General features: G+C 47.2%; 32 protein-coding genes. 6 read left to right on the top strand and 26 right to left on the bottom strand.

Annotated features, from left to right (window positions below):
- Positions 1-31: 31 nt before the first annotated feature.
- From MHB72_RS07290 to MHB72_RS07175, 24 genes are all read right to left on the bottom strand, one after another.
- Complete coding sequence (locus MHB72_RS07290; protein ID WP_216920361.1) at positions 32-688, bottom strand: LysM peptidoglycan-binding domain-containing protein; 657 nt, start codon at positions 686-688, stop codon at positions 32-34.
- Positions 681-4,445 carry a transglycosylase SLT domain-containing protein gene (locus tag MHB72_RS07285; RefSeq protein WP_216920359.1) on the bottom strand — a complete coding sequence of 1,255 codons (3,765 nt, stop codon included), beginning with the start codon at positions 4,443-4,445 and terminating at the stop codon, positions 681-683. Before MHB72_RS07285 ends, MHB72_RS07290 begins: the two co-directional genes overlap by 8 nt.
- Before the next feature lie 3 nt (positions 4,446-4,448).
- Positions 4,449-4,586 (bottom strand): hypothetical protein, encoded by a 138-nt coding sequence (locus MHB72_RS07280; protein ID WP_095290311.1) that lies wholly within the window; start codon positions 4,584-4,586, stop codon positions 4,449-4,451.
- A gap of 41 nt (positions 4,587-4,627) precedes the next feature.
- Positions 4,628-5,077 carry a phage tail assembly chaperone gene (locus MHB72_RS07275; RefSeq protein WP_023856720.1) on the bottom strand — a complete coding sequence of 150 codons (450 nt, stop codon included), beginning with the start codon at positions 5,075-5,077 and terminating at the stop codon, positions 4,628-4,630.
- A 164-nt stretch (positions 5,078-5,241) separates the two neighbouring features.
- Entirely contained in the window at positions 5,242-5,685 is a 444-nt protein-coding gene (locus MHB72_RS07270) for a phage tail tube protein (protein WP_003180830.1), read from the bottom strand.
- Position 5,686: 1 nt separating this feature from the next.
- Positions 5,687-7,033, bottom strand: coding sequence for a phage tail sheath family protein (locus MHB72_RS07265; RefSeq protein WP_216920357.1), 1,347 nt, complete (start codon positions 7,031-7,033; stop codon positions 5,687-5,689).
- On the bottom strand, positions 7,033-7,257 hold the full coding sequence (locus MHB72_RS07260; RefSeq protein ID WP_216920354.1) for a hypothetical protein: 225 nt from the start codon (positions 7,255-7,257) through the stop codon (positions 7,033-7,035). The genes MHB72_RS07265 and MHB72_RS07260 overlap by 1 nt, the downstream gene beginning before the upstream one ends.
- The gene (locus MHB72_RS07255; protein WP_020451021.1) at positions 7,258-7,698 is read right to left on the bottom strand and encodes a hypothetical protein; all 441 of its coding nucleotides are present in this window, start codon (positions 7,696-7,698) and stop codon (positions 7,258-7,260) included.
- A 12-nt stretch (positions 7,699-7,710) separates the two neighbouring features.
- The gene (locus tag MHB72_RS07250; RefSeq protein WP_023856717.1) at positions 7,711-8,199 is read right to left on the bottom strand and encodes an HK97 gp10 family phage protein; all 489 of its coding nucleotides are present in this window, start codon (positions 8,197-8,199) and stop codon (positions 7,711-7,713) included.
- Positions 8,196-8,552 (bottom strand): YqbH/XkdH family protein, encoded by a 357-nt coding sequence (locus MHB72_RS07245; protein ID WP_216920352.1) that lies wholly within the window; start codon positions 8,550-8,552, stop codon positions 8,196-8,198. The genes MHB72_RS07250 and MHB72_RS07245 overlap by 4 nt, the downstream gene beginning before the upstream one ends.
- Positions 8,549-8,923 carry a protein YqbG gene (yqbG, locus tag MHB72_RS07240; RefSeq protein WP_023856716.1) on the bottom strand — a complete coding sequence of 125 codons (375 nt, stop codon included), beginning with the start codon at positions 8,921-8,923 and terminating at the stop codon, positions 8,549-8,551. Before yqbG ends, MHB72_RS07245 begins: the two co-directional genes overlap by 4 nt.
- 115 nt (positions 8,924-9,038) lie before the next feature.
- Positions 9,039-9,974, bottom strand: a complete 936-nt coding sequence (locus MHB72_RS07235; protein WP_020451017.1) for a phage major capsid family protein — start codon at positions 9,972-9,974, stop codon at positions 9,039-9,041.
- Between the two features lie 17 nt (positions 9,975-9,991).
- Entirely contained in the window at positions 9,992-10,840 is an 849-nt protein-coding gene (locus MHB72_RS07230; protein ID WP_020451016.1) for an XkdF-like putative serine protease domain-containing protein, read from the bottom strand.
- Between the two features lie 7 nt (positions 10,841-10,847).
- A complete protein-coding gene (locus MHB72_RS07225; protein WP_195536212.1) occupies positions 10,848-12,362 on the bottom strand; it encodes a phage portal protein in 1,515 nt (504 codons plus the stop codon).
- Positions 12,363-12,365: 3 nt separating this feature from the next.
- Complete coding sequence (locus MHB72_RS07220) at positions 12,366-13,664, bottom strand: PBSX family phage terminase large subunit (RefSeq protein ID WP_216920350.1); 1,299 nt, start codon at positions 13,662-13,664, stop codon at positions 12,366-12,368.
- The gene (locus MHB72_RS07215; RefSeq protein WP_216920348.1) at positions 13,661-14,461 is read right to left on the bottom strand and encodes a terminase small subunit; all 801 of its coding nucleotides are present in this window, start codon (positions 14,459-14,461) and stop codon (positions 13,661-13,663) included. The genes MHB72_RS07220 and MHB72_RS07215 overlap by 4 nt, the downstream gene beginning before the upstream one ends.
- Before the next feature lie 144 nt (positions 14,462-14,605).
- Positions 14,606-15,109, bottom strand: a complete 504-nt coding sequence (locus tag MHB72_RS07210; protein ID WP_216920346.1) for a sigma-70 family RNA polymerase sigma factor — start codon at positions 15,107-15,109, stop codon at positions 14,606-14,608.
- 117 nt (positions 15,110-15,226) lie between these two features.
- Positions 15,227-15,430, bottom strand: a complete 204-nt coding sequence (locus MHB72_RS07205) for an XtrA/YqaO family protein (protein WP_020451011.1) — start codon at positions 15,428-15,430, stop codon at positions 15,227-15,229.
- The gene (locus MHB72_RS07200; protein WP_216920344.1) at positions 15,427-15,768 is read right to left on the bottom strand and encodes a hypothetical protein; all 342 of its coding nucleotides are present in this window, start codon (positions 15,766-15,768) and stop codon (positions 15,427-15,429) included. The genes MHB72_RS07205 and MHB72_RS07200 overlap by 4 nt, the downstream gene beginning before the upstream one ends.
- Before the next feature lie 99 nt (positions 15,769-15,867).
- Entirely contained in the window at positions 15,868-16,038 is a 171-nt protein-coding gene (locus MHB72_RS07195) for a hypothetical protein (protein ID WP_165768809.1), read from the bottom strand.
- The gene (locus MHB72_RS07190) at positions 16,038-16,838 is read right to left on the bottom strand and encodes an ATP-binding protein (protein WP_212110453.1); all 801 of its coding nucleotides are present in this window, start codon (positions 16,836-16,838) and stop codon (positions 16,038-16,040) included. The genes MHB72_RS07195 and MHB72_RS07190 overlap by 1 nt, the downstream gene beginning before the upstream one ends.
- Complete coding sequence (locus tag MHB72_RS07185) at positions 16,738-17,562, bottom strand: phage portal protein (RefSeq protein WP_216920342.1); 825 nt, start codon at positions 17,560-17,562, stop codon at positions 16,738-16,740. Before MHB72_RS07185 ends, MHB72_RS07190 begins: the two co-directional genes overlap by 101 nt.
- On the bottom strand, positions 17,563-17,859 hold the full coding sequence (locus MHB72_RS07180; RefSeq protein ID WP_035399943.1) for a hypothetical protein: 297 nt from the start codon (positions 17,857-17,859) through the stop codon (positions 17,563-17,565).
- Positions 17,849-18,109: a helix-turn-helix transcriptional regulator gene (locus MHB72_RS07175; protein WP_026579871.1), complete on the bottom strand. Its 261-nt coding sequence runs from the start codon at positions 18,107-18,109 to the stop codon at positions 17,849-17,851. The genes MHB72_RS07180 and MHB72_RS07175 overlap by 11 nt, the downstream gene beginning before the upstream one ends.
- Positions 18,110-18,281: 172 nt before the next feature.
- Here MHB72_RS07175 and xre point away from each other — a divergent pair, with 172 nt between their 5' ends.
- Positions 18,282-18,635 carry an HTH-type transcriptional regulator Xre gene (gene xre / locus MHB72_RS07170; RefSeq protein ID WP_020451005.1) on the top strand — a complete coding sequence of 118 codons (354 nt, stop codon included), beginning with the start codon at positions 18,282-18,284 and terminating at the stop codon, positions 18,633-18,635.
- Positions 18,636-18,823: 188 nt separating this feature from the next.
- Positions 18,824-19,480 carry an ImmA/IrrE family metallo-endopeptidase gene (locus tag MHB72_RS07165; protein ID WP_020451004.1) on the top strand — a complete coding sequence of 219 codons (657 nt, stop codon included), beginning with the start codon at positions 18,824-18,826 and terminating at the stop codon, positions 19,478-19,480.
- Positions 19,481-19,492: 12 nt separating this feature from the next.
- Here the strand turns inward: MHB72_RS07165 and MHB72_RS07160 are convergent, their stop codons facing one another.
- Positions 19,493-20,140 carry a poly-gamma-glutamate hydrolase family protein gene (locus MHB72_RS07160; protein WP_216920340.1) on the bottom strand — a complete coding sequence of 216 codons (648 nt, stop codon included), beginning with the start codon at positions 20,138-20,140 and terminating at the stop codon, positions 19,493-19,495.
- Between the two features lie 467 nt (positions 20,141-20,607).
- Between MHB72_RS07160 and MHB72_RS07155 the strand changes: the two genes are divergently transcribed.
- The 4 genes from MHB72_RS07155 to MHB72_RS07140 all read left to right on the top strand — a co-directional run bounded on the left by MHB72_RS07155 (position 20,608) and on the right by MHB72_RS07140 (position 23,416).
- Positions 20,608-21,021 (top strand): regulatory YrvL family protein, encoded by a 414-nt coding sequence (locus MHB72_RS07155; RefSeq protein WP_216920338.1) that lies wholly within the window; start codon positions 20,608-20,610, stop codon positions 21,019-21,021.
- 28 nt (positions 21,022-21,049) lie between these two features.
- Complete coding sequence (locus MHB72_RS07150) at positions 21,050-21,286, top strand: hypothetical protein (protein WP_020451001.1); 237 nt, start codon at positions 21,050-21,052, stop codon at positions 21,284-21,286.
- A 110-nt stretch (positions 21,287-21,396) separates the two neighbouring features.
- Positions 21,397-21,975, top strand: a complete 579-nt coding sequence (locus tag MHB72_RS07145) for a TetR/AcrR family transcriptional regulator (RefSeq protein ID WP_195536209.1) — start codon at positions 21,397-21,399, stop codon at positions 21,973-21,975.
- A gap of 16 nt (positions 21,976-21,991) precedes the next feature.
- Positions 21,992-23,416 (top strand): DHA2 family efflux MFS transporter permease subunit, encoded by a 1,425-nt coding sequence (locus MHB72_RS07140; protein WP_216920336.1) that lies wholly within the window; start codon positions 21,992-21,994, stop codon positions 23,414-23,416.
- Positions 23,417-23,473: 57 nt separating this feature from the next.
- On the opposite strand, the gene MHB72_RS07135 is transcribed toward MHB72_RS07140, so the two are convergent.
- Entirely contained in the window at positions 23,474-24,214 is a 741-nt protein-coding gene (locus tag MHB72_RS07135; protein ID WP_216920334.1) for a LysM peptidoglycan-binding and 3D domain-containing protein, read from the bottom strand.
- Positions 24,215-24,353 lie beyond the last annotated feature (139 nt).

The following is a 24,353-nucleotide window of genomic DNA, read 5'->3' as shown; positions in this document are numbered from 1 at the left end:
AGAAAAACGCCGGTTCACCCGGCGCATCGTTTTATGGTATTTTCAGCTTTTGCCCCGGAAAAATCCAGTGCCCCGGCTGTTTGATGTTTCGCTTGCTTCGTTTGATCATCGCCTGTTTGTTCGCGTTCCAAATTTTCCGCCATTCCTGGCTGTTTCCGTAAAAACGGCCTGCGATGTGCCAGAGCGTATCGCCTTTTTTGACGGTGTACATTTTTGGAGCCGGTTTGGACGGCCGTTTTTTCTTCGTTTTCTTTTTTTGCTTGATCTTCCGAGGTGATGCTGTTTGATACTCTTTTAATGTGAGATCAAAATCCCGGTCACCGATATCCTTTTCACCCTCACGATGCGAAAAGTTTTCGATGCTGCATGTGAAATTGATCTTCGTGCCCGTGACGAGAAATTGAACCGGTTTTTTTGCTTTTATCCACTTCTCGATTTTGAGAATCGCGTTCTCCGGTGAAAGAAACCCTTTATATTCCGCAAGCGGAGAATGCTTTTTCGGAAAATGAGACGAAAATGAAATCGTCTTTGCTCCCGGTTCATTGATAAATGTAACCTCGCCGAACTTTGACACCTTTACAGACTCGTTCGCAAGATTATTGCTGACGTCAAGCTGCTCGGGAAGCACAGGGAGGCGCAGCTTTTCCTTTCCTTGCGTCAGCCAAAATTCGTACACGGATTTAGTCATAAGCTACGCTTCCTTTCGTCCCAATATGGATATCCCGTTCAAGCTCATCGACAAGAGCGCGCTTGATTTTCGCAATCAATGTTTCCTGGTCGCGCTCACTGTGATAATGATTGTCACCGGTAATATAGATGTTGACTTTTTTGGCGCCGTTTCCAGCCGGCTGCCGGGATCGGGCCCCGCCTGCGGTGGCTGCAGCCGCCTGACCGCTTGAAATGGAACCGGATCCTTCAGCGGGGTTATGCACTTCCATTCCGAGCGCGCCTGCAGCCCGTTGAAGCAAATATCTGCCGCGGATGCCGCGTTCTTCGGGAATGATCCATTCGCGCTTGCCGCCTTCACCCACGCGGGCGATCTGCTCGCTAGTGATCAGGCCGCCGTTGGCATAGCCTTTATAAGCTCCGCCTCTTGCCATGCTTTTAATCCCCGGCGTGTTAAATGGCGACCCGTATCGTGATTTGATGTAATTGATGGCCGCTACCGCGTTGTGAACAGGATTGAAAATATCATTCATTCCTTTTCCTTTGTACGCATTAAACGTTTGGCCGATCGTCTGCATCAAACCTCTGCTCGGGTCTCCCCGCTTGGCGTTAATGTCCCAGCCGTTAGAGGCGCGCGGATTTCCGCCGGATTCCTTTTGAGCAATGACAGAAAGCGGCTGCAGCCACGACGCCGGTGAACCGGTAGCCATGATCGCCTGCATTAGCCACGACTTTACATTTCCACCGACGGCTCCGATTCCGGAAAACGCAGCTGCCAGTGAGCCCGCTTGTTTTTCCGCAAAACTTTTGACATCGACAGAACTTAAACCTTTGACAATCCCGACCGACGCAAAACGCCCGAGATTCATCATTACCCGGGACGGAGAATGAATATCCAGCTCTTCGCGGAACGCTTTTTCCACTTTTTTCGCTAAGTTTTTTGCAGCTTGAGAAACTTCGCTGCCTTTTCCATTCATGCCGCTGATAAAGTGTCCGACCATGCCTGATCCCCAGCCTGTAGCCGACTGTTTTGAATCAAGGAACGGCTTGTTGATATTTTTATCAACATACTGCGATGTCCCGGTCGGTGTTGCATTTTGCCCGGAAGCGAAGTTTTTGACTGTATTTGCGCCCCAGGAAGATGACGTCTTCACCGTTGTTTGATAAGGCGTATTTACTTTTGCTTGAAGAAAACCGCCCGTTCCGGTCGCGGTAGCATTTTGCCCGGAAGCAAACCCGGTGACCGCCTGTTTTCCGTAATTAGACGATTCTGCCGGCAGGCTGCTAAACGGCTTGCTGATGTTTTTTTGCTTCCATTGATCAAGGGAAGGAGCGTTTGAGCCGATCCCTTTGTCAAAGCCGCCGGTGAATTCCCGGCCGAAAGCCTGCGCCTCTGCCGTTATATTCCCGACGCCGACAGCAGGCGACACAGAAGCCGAATATGAAGCGGTGCTTGAAACCGGAGAAGAAGCTCCCCCGTCTCCCGCCGCGGCCCCCATGTCGTCAACAACGCGCATGCCGAGCTTAGTCGCGGCCTGGGCAAGCAGCATCTTCCCGCGTCCCCGGTTGTTTTCCGTCGGGATGACAAATTCGTTTCCGGCTTCACCGATCCAGGAGATGGTCGGTTTTGTGATGTAGCCGCCTGTTGCATTTTTATCAGGATTATCTCCTGTCATGAAGTTGATGACGGCATCAATTCCACCGCCAACCTTATCCCATATTTTGCCTACCCATCCAAATGCTTTCTCAAAACCGTCGCTGATCAATCCGGCAATCTTTACAATTGGCTTTTGAATATTTTTCTCAAACCAGCCGGCGACGCCTTTCCAAATGTCTGTTACCGTTTTTTTGGCCGCTTGAAATTTTTCTCCAATGGCTTCTTTTACGGTTGAAAACGTATTTTTTAACGGATTCCAAACCGTATTCATAAACCATGTGGAAACCGCGCCCCAAACTCTTTTGATCATGTTCCATGTAAATTGAAAACGATTCCAAATTCCAGTTGCCACTTCAATGACTTTTGAAACTACGGGATTCCAAACGTTTTCCGCAAACCAGCCGGCGACCGCCGTGAATGTCTCTTGTATCATCGTCCAGGCCGTTGTCAGCTGATTCCAAATCCCTGTCGCTACTTCAATGACTTTGCCGACAACCGGATCCCAGACATTTTCTGCGAACCAGCTGGCGACAACCATGAATGTTTCCTGAATCATCGTCCAGGCTGTTGTCAGCTGATTCCAGATCCCTGTCGCTACTTCGATCACCTTGCCGACAACAGGATTCCAGACATTTTCCGCAAACCAGCCCGCCACTGTCATGAATGTTTCCTGAATCATCGTCCAGGCTGTTGTCAGCTGATTCCAGATCCCTGTCGCTACTTCGACCACCTTGCCGACAACAGGATTCCAAACGTTATCTGTAAACCATCCCGCTATCATCGACCAGTTTTCTTGAACGGCTCCGAGTGCCTCAGCCGATTTATCTTTTATCGTATTCCATGCTTTCTCGACACCGCCATTGTCATCGAACATCTTCCCGAAATATTCACCGATGCTTGAGCCGCCCATGCTTCCGACCATACCTCCAATGGCACCGCCGATTGCCGTCCCCCCCACTGGGAGAATCGCTGTGCCAATTGCCGCACCTGCTGCTGCACCAGCTAAACCGCCGCCAATTCCTCCGCCTGCCGAACCGACTTTTTCGCCTGCGTTTTCTTTGTTCATATCCATTAACTCAGTTGCTGATAAAAGCGCTCCAGCATATGGGAGGGCTTTGCCTCCAACTTTCCCCACTTTTCGGAGACCTTTCATAAACTTGCCGCCGGATCTGTTTCTTCCCGATCTTGTTTCTCCATTAGTGGAGGTTTCTTCACTTCCTGGCCTGCTGCTTGTTGCAGGTTCATTGATTATAGAACCTCCGCCTCCCCCACAGCAGCAACAACCGCCTCCACTTTCTTCACCTTTAAACAGCTTACCGAGGATGGCATCAAATGATTTGTCCAAAATATTTTTTGGAAGCTCATCCACCCATTTACCAAATTTTTCTTTACCCCACTTTAGAATTTTAGTCCATACGGCCTCAGCTTTCCCATCCGAATCTTTGCTGTCTTCTTTTTGTTCCGTTTTTACAATTGCGTCAATTTTAAGGATACGTTTGGCCTCGATGCTGTTAAGCTTTTTTTGCAAGGCATTCAATTTCGCGGTGGCCTGGTCGTTAATCGTAAGGGTGGCTTGATATTCCCTTGCTAAATGATTTTTCAAATAGGAGGAAATCCTGCTGGCTGTCTGGGTGACTTTATCAATGACATAGAGCGTTGCAGAGTATCCTTTTTGCAATACACCCTTCATGTAGCCGGAAATTTTTTGAACAGCCGGGGTGACTCGGTCGTTAACGGCTGCAGTTAAGAAGTATTCGGCTGATGACAAATCAGACATGATGCTTCTGATCTTTTGAATGCCCGGTGTTGCCTGATCATTTATTACAATTGAAAATTGATAATTGCCAGGCAGCTTTTGCTTAAGCTGATTTGAAATATTGTCAATCGTTTTGCCGGCTTTATCAACTGCTGAAATTTCTAGCTGCCATGATTTCAGGTTGGCTTTTAAGAAAACATTTAGTTTTTTCAATGTTTTCTCTGCTTTTTTTGTTTTTATTTTCATTGTGAACGGGCGGCTAAGCTTTTTTTGTCTTTTTTCCAGGTCTTTAAACCCCTTCTGAATCCTTCGCAGCTTCTTAGATACCCGGTCTTCAAGTTCAAAACGTGCCGTCAGTTTTGCCATGGATTATGTACCTCCTTTCCGCGCTTCTTTTTCCAAGATTTGAAGTTTGTAGCTGATGAGTCCGTATAAAAACGCCTTAAACGGTTTTGGGGCTTCGTACAGCTCCCGGAGCTGGGATGGAGAATAGTGAAGTTCGTGCATCGCAAAATAGAGATGCACCGCTTCTTTATTCCCATCCTTGATTAGTTTTTTGCTTCTTCTTCCAGATCTTCAAGATCGTCTTCAAAGCCGTTGATTTCAATCGCTTTGTTGAGCCAGTTCGCATATTCCCCTCCGACTGACAGAACGCGTTTGGCTACTTCGACCGGGTCGGCCGTTTGATAGGCTTCTCTTAATTCCTTTGAACGGAAATCAGGATAGATCGTCGATTCAATGGCGATTCGGGCGTAAAAGCGCTGGGTGTCGAGATCCTTGACGCGGCCCCTGCCTTTGATGTTTTTATAAGTCGTATTTTCTTTTTCAAGCTCGTCAATGCGCTCGGTTGTAATCGGCTTAAACACAAACGGAATGACATTGCCCTTTTTATCGACGAACCGCTTTGAGATCGGCACTTTGATTTCCTCGGCTTCAACGGTTTGTCCCGGCATAAAAAAGGATAAATCATATACTTTTTCTTCTTGTTTTTCGCTCATGTCTGCTTGCTCCTTTAACATTCAATTTTTAAGTTAGCAATGAAAAAGCACCCTCGGCTTGGCGAGAGTGCTTGGTGTTATATGTCCTGACTACTAAATCGGCTTCCTTCTTTAAGACCAGCCTTTGCGATCTAAGTTTGAAAAGCGGGATACGGGGCTCTTTTTTAAAACGTATCTTTCAGTTTTTCAGGAACGTCAAAATCTTCAAATGTGAACGGCACTTCTTCTTCCAGCGCTTCTGAATCGACGTCAAGGCCGGCGATTTTGGCCGAGTCAAAATTCACATCATACAGTGTGACACGTTCCGTTCCGCGGCCTGATGACTGGTCGTCAAGGACGGCCTGGAGCGTGAAATACGGATCATCGCCTTTTTTTACATAGTTCATCATTAATGTGACAAATTGAGACGTGACTTTATAAAATGTCGCCGTTCCCGTGCCGTTTGCACCTGTTGTCTTGTGGCCCGTCATGCGGCGGCCCATAATATTGACTTCGGCTTTATTCTTTTCGACGTTTGCCTCAAATGTTTTGATATGAGCCATCTCTTGTCCGTCGAGAAAAAGACGGCCTTCTTTTCCGGAAATCGTGTTTTGCGCTTTTAATGCCATATTATTTTACCTCCACATTAAAGTAGAATTTTTCTGCTGCATCAACCGGCTGAACGGCCAAATCGATTAAAAACCCGTCGCGGTCTTCATTCAGTGTGATGGCAATATCGCTTTCAGAATCAAAACCGGTAATGCCGCCGGCTTCCTGAAGCGCCGTCATATACTGAATGATCAGCGTTTTGACGTACTGCAAACCATCGTCGGACGCAGGAATGTCGCTGTCGCTTGCTTTTCGCGCTTTGATTAAAGCCTTTAATTCGCGGGTCAAATCATTGTTAACTCCGTCAAGGACGCGGATGATTTTATTTTTCGAGAATTTTTTGTTTTTGTCGGCAGTGAAACTCGTTAAAGAGTTGATGTCTTTTTCGACACTGACCGATTGATCGCGTGCATCAAACGTAAATAAAAACTCGCCTTTTTTCAGACGTTCGATGACCTGATCTTCATCCAGACGGTTCAGAACATCAACAGCTCCTTCGTATTCGACAAATGTCAGTGACTGGTTAAAAGTCGCGCCTGCGCTTGCTCCGGCGACCCATGCTGTCGCTTTTTCAGGCGTGATTTCTGTGCCGTCTTCCAGCACAACGCCTCCCGTTACATTAATGATGCCTTCATCGTCTCCGGCATAATCGGCGACTACGCCTTGGACTTTCTGACCCTGCTTGTCGCGAAGGCGTTTGATGAAAGCGGCAAAAGTGGCTTTCAGCTGTTCATTGTCTGCAACCGGAAGTGCGATCGTATTGAAGTATTCCGTTTCGGCAGCATCTAAAAACGCGGTGTAATCGGCAACACTTGCCGTTCCGTTTTCACCGCCTGAAAGCTTTGTGCCCGCTGTCAGCTCAAGCGCGCCTTCCCCTTGAAACGTGACGTACGCATTTGCGGTAAGCTCTTCTGCCGTTTTGACGGTTTGCCGGTCAGCTTCGTCTGTTCCGACAAAGGTTGTGACATCAAGCTTTTTAGAATCGAGCACATTTTCGGAAATGCGGATTGAAATGTCGTTCCCTTTCTCGCCTCCGTATTTTGCCGTTACACTCAGCGTTTCGCCGATTTGGGCTTTCGCCGGCGCTCCCGTGTTCAGACGGTACAGCAAAACGGTCTGTGCGTTTTTCTTCGCTTCGCGGAAAAGCAGAAGAGACGGATCATCGATGTTCAATCCCACTTTTTTATTTAAATCTTCAATGCTGGAAATCGATACGAATGATTTCGGCTCCCCCCAGCTCATGACGACAGGAAGGGCAACTGTGCCGCGGTCCCCGACGGAAACCCGCTCCTCTGCTGTCGTTTTAAAATTAAAATAAATGCCGGCACGATCTTTTTCTTTGCCTGGTGTAAATGTTCCGCCGTTCATTAATTCATGACCTCCTTGGCTAAAAATGTTTGAATAAGCTGACTTGCCTCAAGCTTTGAAATCTGCTCTTCTTTCACATGAAAAAGAGCACCGTCGAGAACTTCCGGTTTAATGCCGAAAAGCTCTTTCGCGTGCTCCCTCAGATCCTCGATGTAGAACAGCGCTTCTCGTTCCTCAAGAGGCGCCTTTTCTGCTTCTGTCTTTGTTTTTTTGCTGACTGTCAATTATTTCACCCCGTTTGTAAAATCGATTGTTTCCAGAGAAAGTTCGTTTTCCCGTTTGTACCAGTAGCGGCTGTTCCATTGAATAATAATGGACGCGGTGCCGGAATCCCCTATCCTCGTCTCGATCCGGCTGATCCTCAAGCTGTCTCCCGTGTCTTTACCCGACCGGTCAATGAGCGGGATGATGTGCCGCGCTTCCCTTACGGCGTCTGCAATGCGCTCGGCATGATCGTGGGCCTGCTGTGAATCATGGTGAAACAGTTTCACATTCAGGGTGAAGACTTTTTTAAATGTTGAAACCGTATCATTTTCATCAAAAACAGAAGGGGGAGGAAAATATAGCGACGGTATTTGAAAATGGTCGGGTATTTCCTTTTCATAACAGACGACAGGAAAGACTTGATAAAAGAAATTCATAACAGATCCCGTTTCGTCGTTCAAAGCTTCACCTCCTTAAAGGGAATTCAGCCATGTTTGCAGCCTTTCATTCAGGCGTTTTTCAAATAAACGCTCAAATATGTAAAACGCATGCTCCCAATAGCCTGTTCCCTTTACCCATTGCCGTTTTAAAACCATGCCGGACGAAGAACCGGGATCGTATTGAAATCGGCCGCTGTGCCATTGTCCCGGAATCCACCTGACTTCCTCTTTTCCGCCTGTCCAATGGCCGTCATTTACGAATGAGGCGTACTCTAACTCCGTCCCGACTTCAAGCGTGAGTCCGCCTTTTTCGATTTCCCATATGTTCCCTTCAGCCCCTCGCTTGAAAGAGCGCAAAAGGCTGCCGGTATCAATCGATCCGGCGCGTACAATTTCGTCGCGGACCAGATCTAAAAAATCGGTTCCCGTCTGTTCAAGCCACTTGGCAGCTTCAGTTCGAAAGCCGCTCTGCCCCGCTTTTTCCAGCGTCCGCGATAGCTGTTTCAATCCTTTAATTTTCATAGTTTTTCATCCCTGACCGCTAAGACTTCCAGGTGATGGCCTTTGATGTTGCGCGGCTGCTGGAGCGTGTAGCTGACACCGTTCCAGACGGCCTGATCGTGAAGGCGCACATCTGCATCCGCCGGAAAATGGGCCAAATATGAATGATAGATGACCTGTTCGGGATCTTGCTGGACGATCGACTGTTTTTTTTCCGTAAAATAGCAGGGAACGTTTTGAAGATCGGGTGTTTCCCCGTATGTGCGAATCGGCTGCAGGTTTGGCGCGGGAATGCCGTACCTTGCTTCCTCTGCATGATCTTCCTTTAAATGATAGATATCGCAACGGTCGCTTAATAGACTTTTGTAGCTCATAGCGGCCGCACCTTGAATCGGACAGATTCATAATCAAGAATAAATTCTTCGAGCAGTTTATAGACGTCGGGCTTCGCCAGGCCACCGCTTCTTGAGAGCGTATAGGAGTAGTCACCCAATTTCTCAGATTTGTAGCCTTTCAAAAGCGATTCATCACCGTTTTTCAATGCAAAGTACTGTGCCAGCTGCAGCAAAGCGAGCCTTGCCTTTTCCGGCAGCGGATCATATTTTTCATCTGTAAAACGATGCCCCGTGATCTGCTCGGCTTCCGCTTCGGCTTCAAGGATATCCTGCCGCAGCAATTCCTGCGGCCGGTTTTTCACGGCTTCAATAACAGAATATTGAATGATATCGTCGGGCGTGATCAGCATGTTCATCACATCCTTCCAGAGCTTTTAGCTGTTTGTCCGGGGCGCTTTCGCTTTTGTCCGGACTCGTTCCCCGCCGATCGGCGATGCTTTCAGTGAAAACGTTCGGACTCAGGCATTACTCTTTTACATTGACGATTTTTGCAACCGCGTCTTCTTCTTCGAATTTGCTGTCCAGTTTTGCCGTCAGGACAATGATAAATTTGCGCGCGCGAATGTCTTTATCGACTTCAATTCTGATATTGCGCGAGAAACCGAGAATAATATTTTTCGGATGCGTCAAAATAATGTCTGATGCTTCGGCGGCTGCATCTCCTTCTCCGTACGCATACGGCTGAATATTTGAGACCCCTTTAACAGGCACGCCAAAAGCGGTTGAAAGCCCGCCCTGTACGGCCGCATCCCCGAGAGTGGTTTGACGGTCTGCGACGCGGTCTTTCCATTCGATCTCCTGACCGAGCGATGTATAGAATCTGAATTCCTGCGGAACGCGCATATATTTTGCCGGAACAGCTTTCAGCCCCTGTTTGAAAAGCTGTCGGCTGATTTGCTCCCCGCCTGCATCGACGATGTGAGAGACGGACTGCTTCCGGATCCCGTCAAGTTGAGCAAGGTATGGATCTGAAGACGCAACATCACCGTTGACGATCAGTTCTTCAATATCCACAGCGGCCCGTTCCGCCAGCATTTGCATCAGCGTCTGTTGAAGGCCGTCTTTTTCAATGTTATTTTCGAGCGTGTCATAAGTAATGTTGACTTCGGCAATGACTTCTTTCGCATTCAGTTCAACCGTGCTGGTCACCGGTGCGGTTAATTGGTCCTTCGCCAATGCTTTACCTTCATCAGCCGCTCTTAAAATCCGCTGGCCAAAACCGATTTTTTCAAATTTTTGCGAGTCGTTTTCCATTTGAATCACACGTGATTCGCTGAAAATTGTCGGCGTGTTTTGCACCATGCGAATAAATGCAGAAGCCTGCGCCGGATTCATTAATCCTCCGCTTTTCAACGTCGCAAGCGACATCTCGGCTTTACGAATAATCTCTTGATTTCTCATGTTCTTCCTCCTCCAAATTAAAGCAATCCGCTCCAAATCGATTTTTTAACTTCTTCTTCTCCTTCTTTTTCAGCCGCTGCCTGCTTTGAGGCACCTCTCATCTTTTCGAGTGCTTCGATGCGCGCAATCAGAGGGGCGAGCATGTCCTCGACGATTTCCTTCACATGTGCATCCTGGTCTGTCTGCTGCTCTTTTTCGTCCGCCGCTTTATCCCCTTCCAAATCGTCAAGACGTTTGAGAAGCGGAGCCAAGACGGCTTCAATCGTTCCTTGAACTTCTGATCGTTTCATCTTTTTTTCTTCCTCTCCCGTTTTTTGTTTGTCGCCGGCAAAAAACTGCTTAAACAGCTGAAAGAAACTGCCGGTCTCATCGGTTTTAGAGCCGGCGCGGGGCGGGTGTTCGACCGTTTCGGCAGTGCCCGCCATGCTGTAGCCGGTGATGCTTCCTTTTTTAATCTGTTCCCAGATCTCATCGCCGGCTTTTGTCACCAGCACCCAAGAGCCTTTCACAATCGTTTCGCCGTTCACTTCAAAATCAGCCGGCGCAACATAGGACTCCACGACTTCTCCGACGCCTCCCTGGAAATTGTGATCTTTGTCGATCTTCCGGGCATTTTTCAGAAAACCGTGGGCGGCTTTTTGGATTTCGTCAGCCGACATAAAATCGCCGTGGGCATCCTGAATGTCCGGCTCGTAGACCACGCCGTAGACGAGCTTCTTTTCATCCTCGGCTTTCGCAATCAGCTTGACTTCCTTTTCAAATGTCGGCGATTCACTCGATTTCGTCATAAAGAATTTCTTTTTGTTCGCCGCTTTGTCGACATAACTGACGAAATTGATCTTGGCATTTTTAAGCTCTCTCGGCACGAAGTGTTCACCTCCTTTCAGTGATCTGTTTCAATGTCTCGACGACTTCCTGCAGTTCGGGCAGCAGCGCTCCGGCTTCCGCTTCAGCACGCTTTGCGCTTTGCTGGTAACCGAGCGGCCTGCTGAATTCTTCCTCCGGCCATTCATCAAGCGTCTTGCCGAGCACTCTGCCGGCCAGGTCGCGCAGATCATTTGCAGATACCGCTCCCGCTTGAATAAAAGGACCGAGCACTTTTGCAATCTCAAGTGGATCGCGAAAGTCCGGTCCTTTCAATTGGAGCCTCGCATGGAAAATGTTTAAATCACGGAGAAACAGCGTATTCAGCTTGCCGATCAATATTTTCCGCTCCGGTTCAAAAACCTGTTCTTCGGTGATTTTGCGGGCGGTATCTGCTGTCGCCCTGTTATATTCATGGGCATCACCGGTGTAGAGCGGCGGAAGCCTGAAGGAAGAGCGGATTTTATTCCGGGTTTTCTCGTCATATTCAAGAAACAGCGCATCTTCCTGCAAAATTTCGGCGAGTGATTTGATGTCCACTTTCACCGGCGTAATGTCCTGGCTGCCGTGAATGTCTTTTTCCTGGGCGATCCCCTCCGCTTCGATCAGCAAAAATTTGTGGGCATTTTCAACGCCTTCCAAGTCGTTCATGTATTCCTGCAGCTCTCTGTAAGAAGCCTCTGAGAGCATGCCGTTTTCAACCGTAATAACGGCCGGGACGTGCCGGCCTTGTCTGAAATACATATAATTCAGCTCTTCTGCTTTCCGCGCTCCGTACAGGTTGACGATATTTCCGATCCAGCGCGGAACGCCGTAGACGCCGCTGCCGATTTTAAAATGGATCGCTTCATTCGCACTTCGTTCAGGCGGAGTCTGTCTGTCAAACGCTCCGGTGGTCATATCCATGACGCGCGGATCGCCGTACTCTTTAAAGTACACCTTCCTGCCGTCAATCATCTGAACGTATTTGCGGAACCTTTTTTCCCTTTTGATGTTTTTTAGCGATCCGTTTTCTATGTAGGCAAATTCCACTTCGATCGGTTCTGTCAATCCGCATACGCGCATATTTTTGACATCGAGATATTCAATTCCGGCCGGCTGCCCCGTGCCGTTTCTGAGCACCTCCAAAAACCCGTTCCCCGTTTTTTCGCGGTCCTCTATCATATGGCTTAAAATCGTTTCAGCCGATTCATCGAAATGAAGATGGCGGCAAAAATCTTCAAGCCTTGTCCAATCGGTCTCAGCAGCCTTTTTCTTATCGGGCGTCACATCCGCACCATTAAAATCAAAAGCGTACTCGACATCAAGCCCGAACCCTGCAATATTCGTTTTATAGGCGTCAATGCATTGCTGGAGAATTGAAGAATATTCGGCAATGGCTTTCAGTTCTTTCAAATTGTACGGCGGTACGATAATCTCATCTCCGTAGATCTCCGAAAATTGATCTTCATATATTTGTTTTGTTACAGGCTCGTGAAAACGGGATTTCATGACTTTTGCTCTTACCGTTTGCTGAGTGGACATACACTATCTCCCCCTTTTCCTGTTCGGCCGTTTTCTCACTTCCGGCTCAGCCTTCAAATCGGTGACTTCATAATCATCAAGCGCGTACCATAGCGCGGAAAGTGTGTGCGGATCAATTGTAAACTGATCCTCTTTCAGATTGCCGTCTTTATCCGTCGCATAGGTCAGCGGCTGCAATTCGTAGATCGTATTGGCACATCGGTCAGAACACAATATTTTTTTAAACCGCTTGATTTTTTTCGTATATTGCAGGCGCGAGCCTTGGAACTTGCGGGCTGCGGTCATGTTGAAACCGTTCTGCCTGAAAAACTGGATGCTTTTCGGTTCGGCCGGATCGGCTTTGATCAGCTCCTTCGTAACCGCGAATTCGTTAAGCTCCTCGGCCGTCTTGTCGTCTGTCATTTTATTTTTGTAGTACTCCCAATAAATATAGAGATATTTTTTGTCGGGATCGACGGCCGCCCGGACGACGGCATTGTATGATGCTTCAAATCCGAAATCCATTCCGGTTCTCTTCAGCGGGTTGGAAATGGCGGAGATCTGTCTCATGACCTCCTCATGCTCCATCACTTCAAATTGCGGCAAAACCCTAATGCCGTTTACCCCGAACCGTCCTTTTCTGGCAATCCGGTACAGATCGGGATCATATGCTTTCATATCATCAAGCTGTTTGAGGTAGCTTTTCGGCAAAAACAGGTTGTCATCAGCTGTGGAATGGTGGTAAAACGTATCACCGACGACAGCGACCCGCTTTTCATACAAAACCTCATCATCCAAAATAAACCGCTTGTTCCGCTCATCCTTGAAAAAGTGTCTGTACGTCCAGTTTGACTGGCTGACGGGGTTTGTCGTCAATATCATATACAGCCTGTGATCAGGATGCCTCAGCCGGCCGATCAGTTCCTTGAAGCCTTCATACTTCACTTCCGAACATTCTTCGATCCAAATCAGTGAGATGTTGTTGACGGATTTCAATTTCGCCGGGTTGTCCATCCCTTTAAAAATAATCCGGCTGCCGTTTGCAAACCTGATGTGCATCGGAGAAGAAACGGCCTCTGCCGCCGTTTGAACACCCAGCTCATCGATAATGGTTGCGAATAAAGAAAAAGTCGAATCCCTGTGTGTTTCAAACACTTCCCTTACAACAAGAGCGGTGCGCTTTTCCTGCAGCAGCTTTAATACAACTTTTAAAGCAGTATGATAGCTTTTTGACGAACCGTATCCGCCGACAAGAAATTGAAACGTCTGATCCCAGTTAAACAAATAATCTTCAAAATGCGGATTGACTTCTTTTATAATCAAGCCGAATCACCTTTTCTGGTGATGACCACTTCAACGGGTCCTGATTCCGCATCTTTGTCGGCTTTTTGTTTGGCGAGCTTCAGCTTCTCATTTTCAATTTTCCGCTTAAATGAATCAGGGAAAAGATCGAAATACTGTGAGAGCTTCTCGAGCGCCTTCATTTTATCGGCCAGCTTGATTGCGATTCCTTCTTTCCCGAGTTTCGCTTCTGTGATGACGGTACCATCGACGAGGTCGGAATGTTTCACATCGACAAAGCTGATCTCTTTCATAACCGGATTGTTTTCTTCATCAAACAGCGGTCCTGACTTTCCGACAGCCTGTACCTCTTTTTTGCCGAAAGTTACATAGTCGGTCATATCGGCAAATGCGATTTTCACATAGACTTGGAGAACATCCATCGCCTCAACGAATATCTCCCCTACCATCTCTTTTTTGATCCGCCTGATCTCATCGGCCACCTTTTCATTTTTCAGAAGCCGGCAGCCTGTCACATGAGCGCTGGCAGGGGAGTAGCCTGCTTTTATCGCTGCTTGGGTGGCATTGAAGCTTTTCACATAATAGATGCAAAACAGACGCTGCCGTTCATTCAGTCCTTCATTGCGGATGTCTGCTTTTCCTCTGCTCGTATCCTCCCCGTTTACAGCCTCTTTCCAGCGGTCACGGGTTTTCCAAACGCTGACTTTTTGATTTGAAACGCCGAGTTCGCTTGCGATTGCGAGATTCGTAATGTTTCCCCCGTATTGTTGATAGAGACGAAAAGCTTCATCCCTTTTTGGATCCCTTTTCCTTGGCATTGTTCATCTTCACCGCCTCTCATTCCCGGAAACAGTAATATTTCATCGCTATATGAATCTTCCATTTAAGAACAGTATGTTTTATTATATTTTTTCTCTTTTCACTTATAGGTGGCAAACGTATGACAAAAGACAGATATATCGTTATGCCATACAATCGAGAGGCTTTTCGATTTGTTTCGCGATTTTCAGCTGTGCCCGTTTCACATTGGTTTGAACAGTAGGCTTTTTGATGCCGAGCATGGCGGCAATCCGCTCATAGGAAAACTGTTCGACCTTATGTAAAATGAAGATTTCTTTTTCGCGTGCCGTAAGGGCAGACAGCGCGGTTTCAATCCGGGCTTTATCGTACGCTGACACTTCTTGAGCTGGTTCAAATGAAATCTGTTCTGAGAACGTGTCGATGATCAGCGGATCTTTCAGTAGCATCCGTTTATAAGCGTCTCGCCTGTCAATCGCCCTTCTGATTCCCGGCTCCCTTCCGTTTTCAAGCCAGTCGATCACATATTCCAAATCGGTCATCATGTTTCTGATCAGTTTTTTATCTTTCAATTGTTCAGCAGTCAGCCCTTGTTCATCCTGATAGGCCCGATACAGTTTTTTCGTGTTTTTCAGCGCTCTTTTATATTCGAAAAGCAAATCTTCCATTTTGTGTACCTCCGTTTTTTTGAAATAAAAAAGGACACCAATCAGCCGCACAGTAAGATGTGCATCTGATCAGCGTCCGCAGGCTTTCCGTCTTGGACAAATATGCAAGTTGTAGAACTATAGCTTATAGCCGATTTCAAATTCAACCCTTGCGAGGTCTCCCTTTCTCGTTTCAATGACGGTTTTACCGTGTTCAGGCGCCTCGGCCTGCCAAGCTGTGCCGTTCATTCCATCAAGAACGATCACTGTCACCTTTCCTTTTTTAAGGCGGCTTGCAACCGTCGTATCGTGGATATCTTGTATCTTTGCCGGATGGTTCATCTATTTTCCTCCTCTTCAAATTCCGCGTTTGTGACGACTTTTTCTAAAATATTTATCAATTGATTCTCAACTGAATTAGAGCGAGCGGGCCGTTTTCGCTTCAAATAGGCAAGCATGAGCTTCGCTGCGGTCAAAAGTTCGGGAGCCGCGGCGATTAAGCAGGCATTTTTTCCCTTGGAATATGCGCTGTAGTCGGCGACTTTGGCAATCACCCGCCCGCTGGAATAAGGAAACCGTTTCTTTTCGGCTTTACTGTAAGCTGAATAAATGTACAGGTCGCTATTTGTTCTGACAACGCGCCATGGTGACGGGCTGTACGTCGCACTTTCGTTCTTCACGTTTGTCTTCCTCACTTTCCGTCTTCTTCGTGCCATCGTTTCATTTGTGCGTCTCTTTTTGCCGCTGTCCAGATGATGAGAATCATCGCTTTTAAACATTTAAGCACCTTGTTTCACCCTTGTTTTCATTTTTGCAATCAGCGCTTCCAGATGTTTGATCACATCCGTCAAATCGCCGCTTTCAGAGCGGCAGTTTGGACAAGCGCAGAACATCGTTCCGATCCTTGCGTCCTGGTGGACTGATTTTCTCCCGTTACATAGCGGGCACATCAAACCATCCCCTCCAGTCTATGATTGATGCCGAAAGAGCTCCCGTTCAGGACGACGAGAAAGTCCTGGCACATTTCAACCAGCCTCGTTCCGAGCGCTTCGTCTATGCTGACAATTTCTTCAACGCTTAGCTCGCTGGACAGCATGATCGGCTTATGGTTCAAATACCTGTAATTGACGACAGCATATGTCTGTTCGATCTGCCATTCCGTCGCCCGCGGCCTGCCTCCCACCGGTTTAAACAGGTCATCGAGAAACAGCACCTCGACTCGCTTCATCCGGTTCAGCTTATCCTCAAGCAATGAGAAATCCTGTTTTAAATCGTTGAATCCTTCGACAAAAGGAAAATAAAGGACGGGTACGAAATGCTTCCTCATCAGCTCATTGGCGGCGGCCGTCAGCAAATGCGTCTTCCCTGAACCGGGTCGTCCCAAGAGCGCGATGCTGTTTTTGCGGCTTTCCCGGATGTCCCGGTAAGCTTGTACATATTCAACGGCGCATTCATACGCCTCTTTTACAGATTGGTGTTTTCCTTTCGTCTTGAACTGAGCAAAATTTAAGTTTTTAAATTGTTCGGTGATTTCGCTCGATTTCAACAGCTTTTGCGCTTTCCGCCATTCGCGGCAGGCGCATGATACCCATACTTCCATCGTTCCGCGCCGTTCGATAAATCCGAGTTCATCTTTGCATTTCGGACAGTCATACCGTTTTGCGGCGGATTCTTCCGGTTTGTCCCCCTGTGATAGACAGCTCCTGTTTCTCAGTTCGTCCATGATCTCTTCGATTGTTCTTTTGGACATTGTTCTCCCTCCTGACAGTTGTTTTCTCTTCCGCTTCAGCCAGCCGGCCGATTATATATTTTTCACAGTAGCTGAAGACCTTGATCGTTTCATTGCGGCTTCGGCGCCGCGCCTCATACTCTTCAAAGCATTGTTCAAGCCATTTGATTGTTTGCGGAATAGACACTCCGCGGGCGACAATCCGGGCGACGGCCTGGTAGTCTTTTGACGAGGGATGGACAGGCTTTCCTTCCTGCAAAGACCTAAGGGCGGCAAATCGGTCTGCTATTGTTTTTATGGAAGTCATATTATGTTTTGTGTTGATTTGTGTGATATCTTTATTGGATTGGACAAGGATGTCCGCACGGCCAGTCTCTTCTGTCCGAACAGAACTGCCTGACCGGACATGGCTGGCATAGGCAAATTTCTTTGAATGTCTGACTGACAAAATCATTCCGTAAGGCGCTCTTGTGACTGCAATGTAGCCGTTTCGTTCGAGAAGAGCGAGCCATCTTCTAACCGTTTTTTCGTTGACGCCGAATTGAAGAGCCAATTCTGCGGCTTTCAGCGGTTTGTTGCCGAGCACGATGCCCCATGTCATCCCATCGCGTTCGATTTCCTTAGTTGTTGAACTGATGCACCATAAAAACAGCCAAATGGCATTGCCTATTTTCTCGTAGTGCACAGGTGTTAAAATCCCTGAGTAAACGGAAAAGGGATAGCTTTGATCGAGCGGACGGGACATTCATCTTCCCCCTTCCTTGTGCCTTCTGCGGTTCAGTCTGAGATACCGTTCGTATTGGCCTTTACGATCGAATTGGAATACAGGCTTTCCGTCTTTCGTAAAAGCGATGAATCCCCCGGCTTCGCCGAGCCGCCATTGATCAAAACGGTCTGAGCTGTAGGAAATCACAATTTTACCCATGCTGCCTCCTTGTGGATATCCGGCGGGTCCGCCATGTCTTCGCATTTGCTCTCTGTCGGCTTCCTTTGGATAGCCGTGCGTTCGAATGTGTGTGACCATCGGATGTTCAAGATTCATGACATCGCCTTCTTTCATACAGAGTTCCATTGATACAATATGTATCCAAACAGACCTGAAAAAGATCGGGAAACAGCAATCGATCAGGCACTGAGTAAAGCGTTTCGAATTTCAGCATCGTTTCTCTGCCGGGATTGCGTGTTCCCCTTTCGATTTTGCGAACATAAACCTCGGAGAGTCCAAGCCTTTCCGACACTTGCTTTTGGGTCCATCCCCTCTTACAACGCTCTTCGATCAACCGTTTTCGCACATGTTCTCACTCCCTGTTTTTGATACGATACGTATCTGATGATTTGATTATATATGATACACTTCTTATCATCAATACTTTTTTGATACTTTTTTTATCATATGTTTATTTCGATACATTTTGTATCTATAATAGAGATAAACATGCCGAATTGAGGAAGAGAGGTCATTCTATGTTAGGCGGCAGACTGAAGAGCCTGAGAGGAAAACGGACACAGGAAGAAGTTGCAAAGCAGATCGGTGTATCGCGGGCCCGCTACTCCCATTACGAAAACGGAAGAAGCGAGCCGGACTATGAAACATTAAAAAAACTCGCCGATTACTATAAAGTGACGATTGACTATCTGTTGACAGGAACGGAAAAGAAAAAAACGATTGAAGACGAAATCGCAGATCCGGATCTGCAAATTGCATACCGAGACATGCAGGAATTTTCCCCCGAAAGCAGACAGCAGGCCATCGAGTTCATTCAATACTTAAAAGAAAAAGAGAAAAAACGAAAGCCCGGAGATAAACAAAACGGATAAAAAAGGAATTTTTATTAAACATTACCTGATGAGCGCCGATTTAATAGTTAAGACGATAAAAAAGGGAAAGATTTGCTAAAGAGGCTGCTCATCGTATATGATAGATCTGCATGAAAACATGACAGCCCCTTTGACGGGCTTTTCTTTCCCGCTAAAAACAGAACATTTGTTCGAAAGGGTGTCTCGTATTGAAGTTTTACTTATCTCACCTAGAAGAATACGTCAAAAATATGTATCAAAAGTTTGGTTTTTTTGAACCCCACCACATTGATATGAATCGCATAGCCGCTCATTTTAACATTTGGATTCACTATGAAAATGTCAACAGCATGATGATTAAGCATGACGGCATGTACAGCATCATTCTCAACAGCAGCCTTTCAAAGGAAAAGCAGTGGGAGGATTTTGCCCATGAGTTATGCCACGTATTAAAGCACGCGGGAAACCAGCTTTATATGAATCAGATGTTCAGGGAGCTGCAGGAATTCCAGGCCAATCAATTTATGTACCATTTTTGCGTCCCTACTTTTATGCTTTTAAAAATGGATTTTCCCCAGCTGCGATGCCAAGCCGCTAAAATGATCGCCGACCTCTTTAAAGTCACGGAATCGTTCGCTGTCAAACGGATCGAGCTCTTTGAAAAACGGCAAGCCGGGATCCAGTTTCATGAGGCATGGATGGCGAGCCTTTCCCAAGAGAGCGAATCAGCGAATGCTGCTCGCCTTAAAGAAGAAGACGAACTTGCACGCTACCGCCGGGAAACCCGCCGCCCGTACACAACGGCAAACGGCGTCGGCAAAATGGTCGCGGCAGAAAGCCGGCCGGCGTATATGCTGAGAAAATAAAAAACAGCCGGCTCAGCTCCCGGCTGCACTCGGCCCATATGCGATGCGGGCTCCTGCCTTCAAAGCTTTGACATAGCGGGAAAACACCTCATTTTGAGACGTTCGCCTGCCCTTTAATGTGAATTGCTCAAACATCGCCTTCCGCTGGGCAGTGCTGATTTCAAATTGCACGCTTAACCCTGTTTGGCAGCGATTGTTGATGCTTGCAGGGTTTGTACCTGAAAGATATCCCCTTTCAGCCGCCAGCTCCGCAGAAAATCCGTGCTTCTCCAATGTCTCCGCAAACCACAAGGCGCGCCTTCGATCTGTCCCCCCGATGAGCGTATGCCGGCGGAAAGGCTCGTCATATCCGTGGAACGCCAGTATGTATCGATGTCCTGCAGCCATTCGCACGGCAAGCGGGCAGTCAAAATGGGCGCTTGTCACATGAAGACTCTTATTGCCGCGCCTTTTCAATCCTTCCAATAAATAAACCGAAGAACCCGCTGCAAAAGCCCTGACAATTTCACTGATGCCCGGTTCAATCCCGCCCCCGTGGGGAGCCATCACAAGCAGTGCGCTCCCTGCATCCCGCGCAGCCACCGAATAATCGGTTCCTTCTATTTCATTTTCTGCCATCTCTGTAAAGCTGCCGTATTGGTCAGTTAAAGCCTGCTTCATCTCTTGATTTTTTGCACCTGCCTGTCCTGTTTTTATGTAGTGTACCGGGAGTCGCGGCGGTTGTAAATATGTTGCCTCTAGGAAAATGAAAATCTCTTTATGAGATTTAAAAGATTAAAGCAATTGAACCAAAATCGAAAATCACCTAAGGCACGAAAATAATTCTTCTAGTAAACACGTCGGTTTTAGAACAAGCAAATACGAAATATGATTAACAAAGTAAGGTTGCCGGCTGACAGCCTTTTTCATTTGGGATCCTATCCTCTTTGCAGCCCTTATGAAAACGCTCCAAATATGATATATGGCGATTAATTAGGTCTCGAAAAACACCTTAGGAATTTTTCAGAACGCTCTCTCCACTCCCCCCTTCCACACAAACTTTAACCCCAAAATCTCATTAATAACTCACAACCGGATATTTTTCTGATATCATGAATATACACTGCATGATTAGGAATGAATGTTTAATGATTAAAAAAACTCTCGGTACCATGTTCGCAGTGACTTTGATCTTTCTGTTGATCCTCACTGTGTTTACGCTCTTATTCGGGTCTTATTATTTCGGCGTCGCCGGTTTTTTCGCGATTTTCGGCGTGACATACGAATCGCCCTGGTCGCTCTTCTGGTATATCCTTTTATCCTTTGGCCTCGGCGCGCTGTTTGAAATCCCGGAAAAGATTTTGAGCTTTATGATCGGTCATAAAGCTGTGACCTTTATGATCGAATGTTTTTTTACGTGGCTTGCCATCCATCTCGCTGATGAATTGATGGACAGCATCACCATCCCGCTGGATGTGGAAATCATCGCCTGTCTGTTTTTATTCGTCATTCAGCTGGCATTTGAAGACAACAAAGAAAGAAACCGGACATACGAGGATTGAGAAACATTCGCGAAGGGAGAATAGAACTGTGACGTTTATCATTTTAATGGCCGGATTGTTTCTTTTTATTCAACTCAAAAAACCGTTCCGCAAGAAAATCTTCGGCTACGTTTTTTTGGCCGTTTATTTAACGGTGCTCGCACTCTATACCATCAATTCCACTTTTGTTCACCTCATATCTGACAGCCTTTTGTCGATCTTGGCAGTGATCGCTGTGGCGCCGCTGCTTGCCGGCTTTCTGAAGCCTTCAGCGGATTCCCGGTGAACCGAATATGGACAAATCGTCCTTTTTCTAAAATAGGCCTTCAAAAAAGGTCTTTTTTTTCGTTAAAATTATATAGACCGATCAGTATAAAATCATAAGGGAATGATAGGATGGCAGAAAAAATGAGCAGCCGCGACAAAATATTGCGGGCAGCTTCACGATTGTTCCGCAAACAAGGCTACCATGCCACAGGTCTGAGCCAAATCACAGCCGAAAGCGGAGCGCCGCGGGGATCGCTTTATTATTATTTTCCCGGCGGCAAAGAAGAACTGGCGCAAGAGGCGATTCAATTAACCGGGAAAAGAATCAAAGCGTATATATTGTCAGCGATCAGCCGAGAAGCTGATCCTGTCAAGGCGTTTCAATCTTATATCCAGATGATGGCTGACGGAATCGAGGAATACATCATGGAAGAAAACGATGATATTCCGATCGTATCCGTCGCCGCAGAAACGTGGTCGTTCAGCGAAAGGCTCCGCCAAACTTGTGAACAGGTTTATCAAGACTGGCAGCTTGTCTATCAGGATAAACTGCTCCAGTCAGGCTACGCGCCGGAAACGGCCGAGACGCTGAGCATCGCGATACAGGCGATGATTGAGGGTGCGTATGTGCTCTCAGTGACGAAAAAAAACGGTCGGCCCCTCAGTGCAGCCGCCGAACAAATTCCTTTTTTACTAAAACGATCATAAAGGGTGGGAAATGCAAATGGAACATGCTAAAAAAGGCTCCTTCATGATTATCGCCATTTTAATCGTCGGAAATTTTCTCGCTCTGATTAATGAGACGGTCATGAATGTGGCTTTGCCGAAGATCATCGACGATTTCGGCATTTCAGCGAATACGGCCCAGTGGCTGTCAACCGGATATATGCTCATGATCGGCATCGCCGTGCCGATTACTGCGTTTTTAATGCAGCGCTTTACGACAAGGCAGTTGTTTCTGTCTGCGATGACATTGTTTACAGCGGGAACCTTTCTGGCCGGAATCGCTCCGGTCTTCCCGCTCGTTCTCGCCGGACGGATCATCCAAGGCTCAGGTACAGGTTTGATACTGCCGCTTGTGATGAATGTGATATTGACTTTGATTCCGCCGCAAAAACGCGGAACGATGACCGGAATCCTCACGCTCGTTATTTTATTTGCTCCGGCGATCGGTCCGGTCATCTCAGGCTATATTGTCGAGCATTATTCATGGCGCGTTGTTTTCTTCATGATGCTTCCAGTATCGGTTTTCATGATTTTTTATGCGGCGTTCCGCCTGAAAAATGTAACCGAACTGACGTATCCGAAAATTGACATATTATCTATTCTTTTATCGACTGTCGGGTTTGGCGGAATCGTTTTCGGCTTCAGCAACGCCGGGGAAGCTGCGGGCTGGAGCAGTCCGAAAGTGATCATCGGACTGGCAGCCGGTGTCATCGGATTAATATTGTTCGTCATGCGCCAGCTCAAATTGAAAGCGCCGATGCTTGATATGAGGCCGTTTCAGTCAAAAATATTTTCCGTCTCGGTTATCCTGATGTGGATCGTGATGATGCTGCAGTTTTCGATGATGCTGATTTTGCCGCTTTACTTCCAGATGGCGCTTGAGCTGTCACCGCTTTATACAGGCATTCTTATGCTGCCGGGCGGCCTTGTCCTGGCGATGACATCTCTTGTTGCAGGACGCCTGTTTGATAAGCTTGGCTTTAAACCGCTGTTGATCACCGGGTTGATCATTGTGATTGCCGTCCTTTCGCTGTTTACGAATATTTCAAGCGATACGCCGATGGCGGCGGGAATGATGCTGTACGCCGGCTTCACACTCGGCGTCGGGTTAACGATGGCTCCGATCATGACGCTCGGTTTAAACCAGGTGCCCAAACCGCTGTACCCGCATGGCTCGGCGATTATGAATACGGTCAATCAAGTGTCAGGGGCCATCGGTCCGGCATTGTACACGACAATTCTGACGACCGTTTCGAATCGCTTTATCGCGCATTCTTCAGGAGCCAGCCGTCAGGAGCTGCACATGCAAGGTATGACAGAAGGCGTTCATATGGTTTATTTCGTAGCCATCGTCTTTGCAGCAGCTGCTCTTGTGATTTCAGTTTTTGTGAAAAGCAGTCGCGGGGAACATCATCCAGCATAAACATCGATCCATCAAAAAAATGCAGGAGGCATGAAGCGCCTCCTGCATTTTTTGATATTAGTTTAAAATTTTGACCTTTACGGTTTTGACGCCCCAATTGAAAGCGTCTTTTTTATCTGGAATAAATACGTCTATTTTATGGCCTTTAATGGCGCCTCCGGTGTCTTCAGCCGTCGCTTCGCCGTAGCCTTCCACATATACTTTCGTACCGAGCGGAATCACGCTTGGATCAACCGCGATGACTTTTGCATCACGGTTCGCATTCAGGTCGACTCCCGTTTTTGTGATGCCTGAAATGCCCCCGTCATTTGCCGTATACGCAGTTGCTGTCACTGTGATTTCCTTTTGCACGTTGACAGGCTGATCGTTTTGTTTTTGCGCGGACTCTTGTTTCACAGGCGCTGCAGCAACAGCCTCTTCTGCTTCTCCATTTATCGCAATCGTTTGCCCTGCAATAATCAGGTCCGACTTCAGATTGTTCCGTTTTTGAAGATCGCTTACAGTTACACCGAACTCTTTTGCGATTTTTGAGAGCGTGTCCCCTGGCTGAACGGTGTACTGCTTTTCTTCAGATTTTTCTTCTTGAGAAGAAATGTTCAGCTTTTGACCCGGTAAAATCAGATCTGATGAAAGCTGATTCCATTTTTTTAAGTCCTTGAGGTTCATTCCGTAGTTTTGAGAAATCCCCCAGAGCGTATCTCCTTTTTGAACTTCGATTTCTTTTGCTGAGGCAGTCGCTCCGAATGCAGTCGCCGACATAGCTGCGGCTGCAGCCAAGGACATGATTGTCTTCTTCATAAGTTAAATCCTCCCTTGTTAGCCCTTTTGAAACTAACAGGGAAAATCGTAACACAGCAAAATGTCACCGCTATGACAGATTGATGCGAATTTCGTTACAGTTTTTTTACTGATAAAGTTTGATTTTATGTAAAATTCT

Origin of the sequence: Bacillus sp. FSL K6-1284 (assembly GCF_038002625.1) — a bacterium.
GTDB classification, from domain to species: Bacteria; Bacillota; Bacilli; order Bacillales; family Bacillaceae; genus Bacillus; species Bacillus paralicheniformis.
The sequence above is the reverse complement of the archived record's forward strand: the minus strand, read 5'-3'. Positions and strand labels throughout refer to the sequence as shown.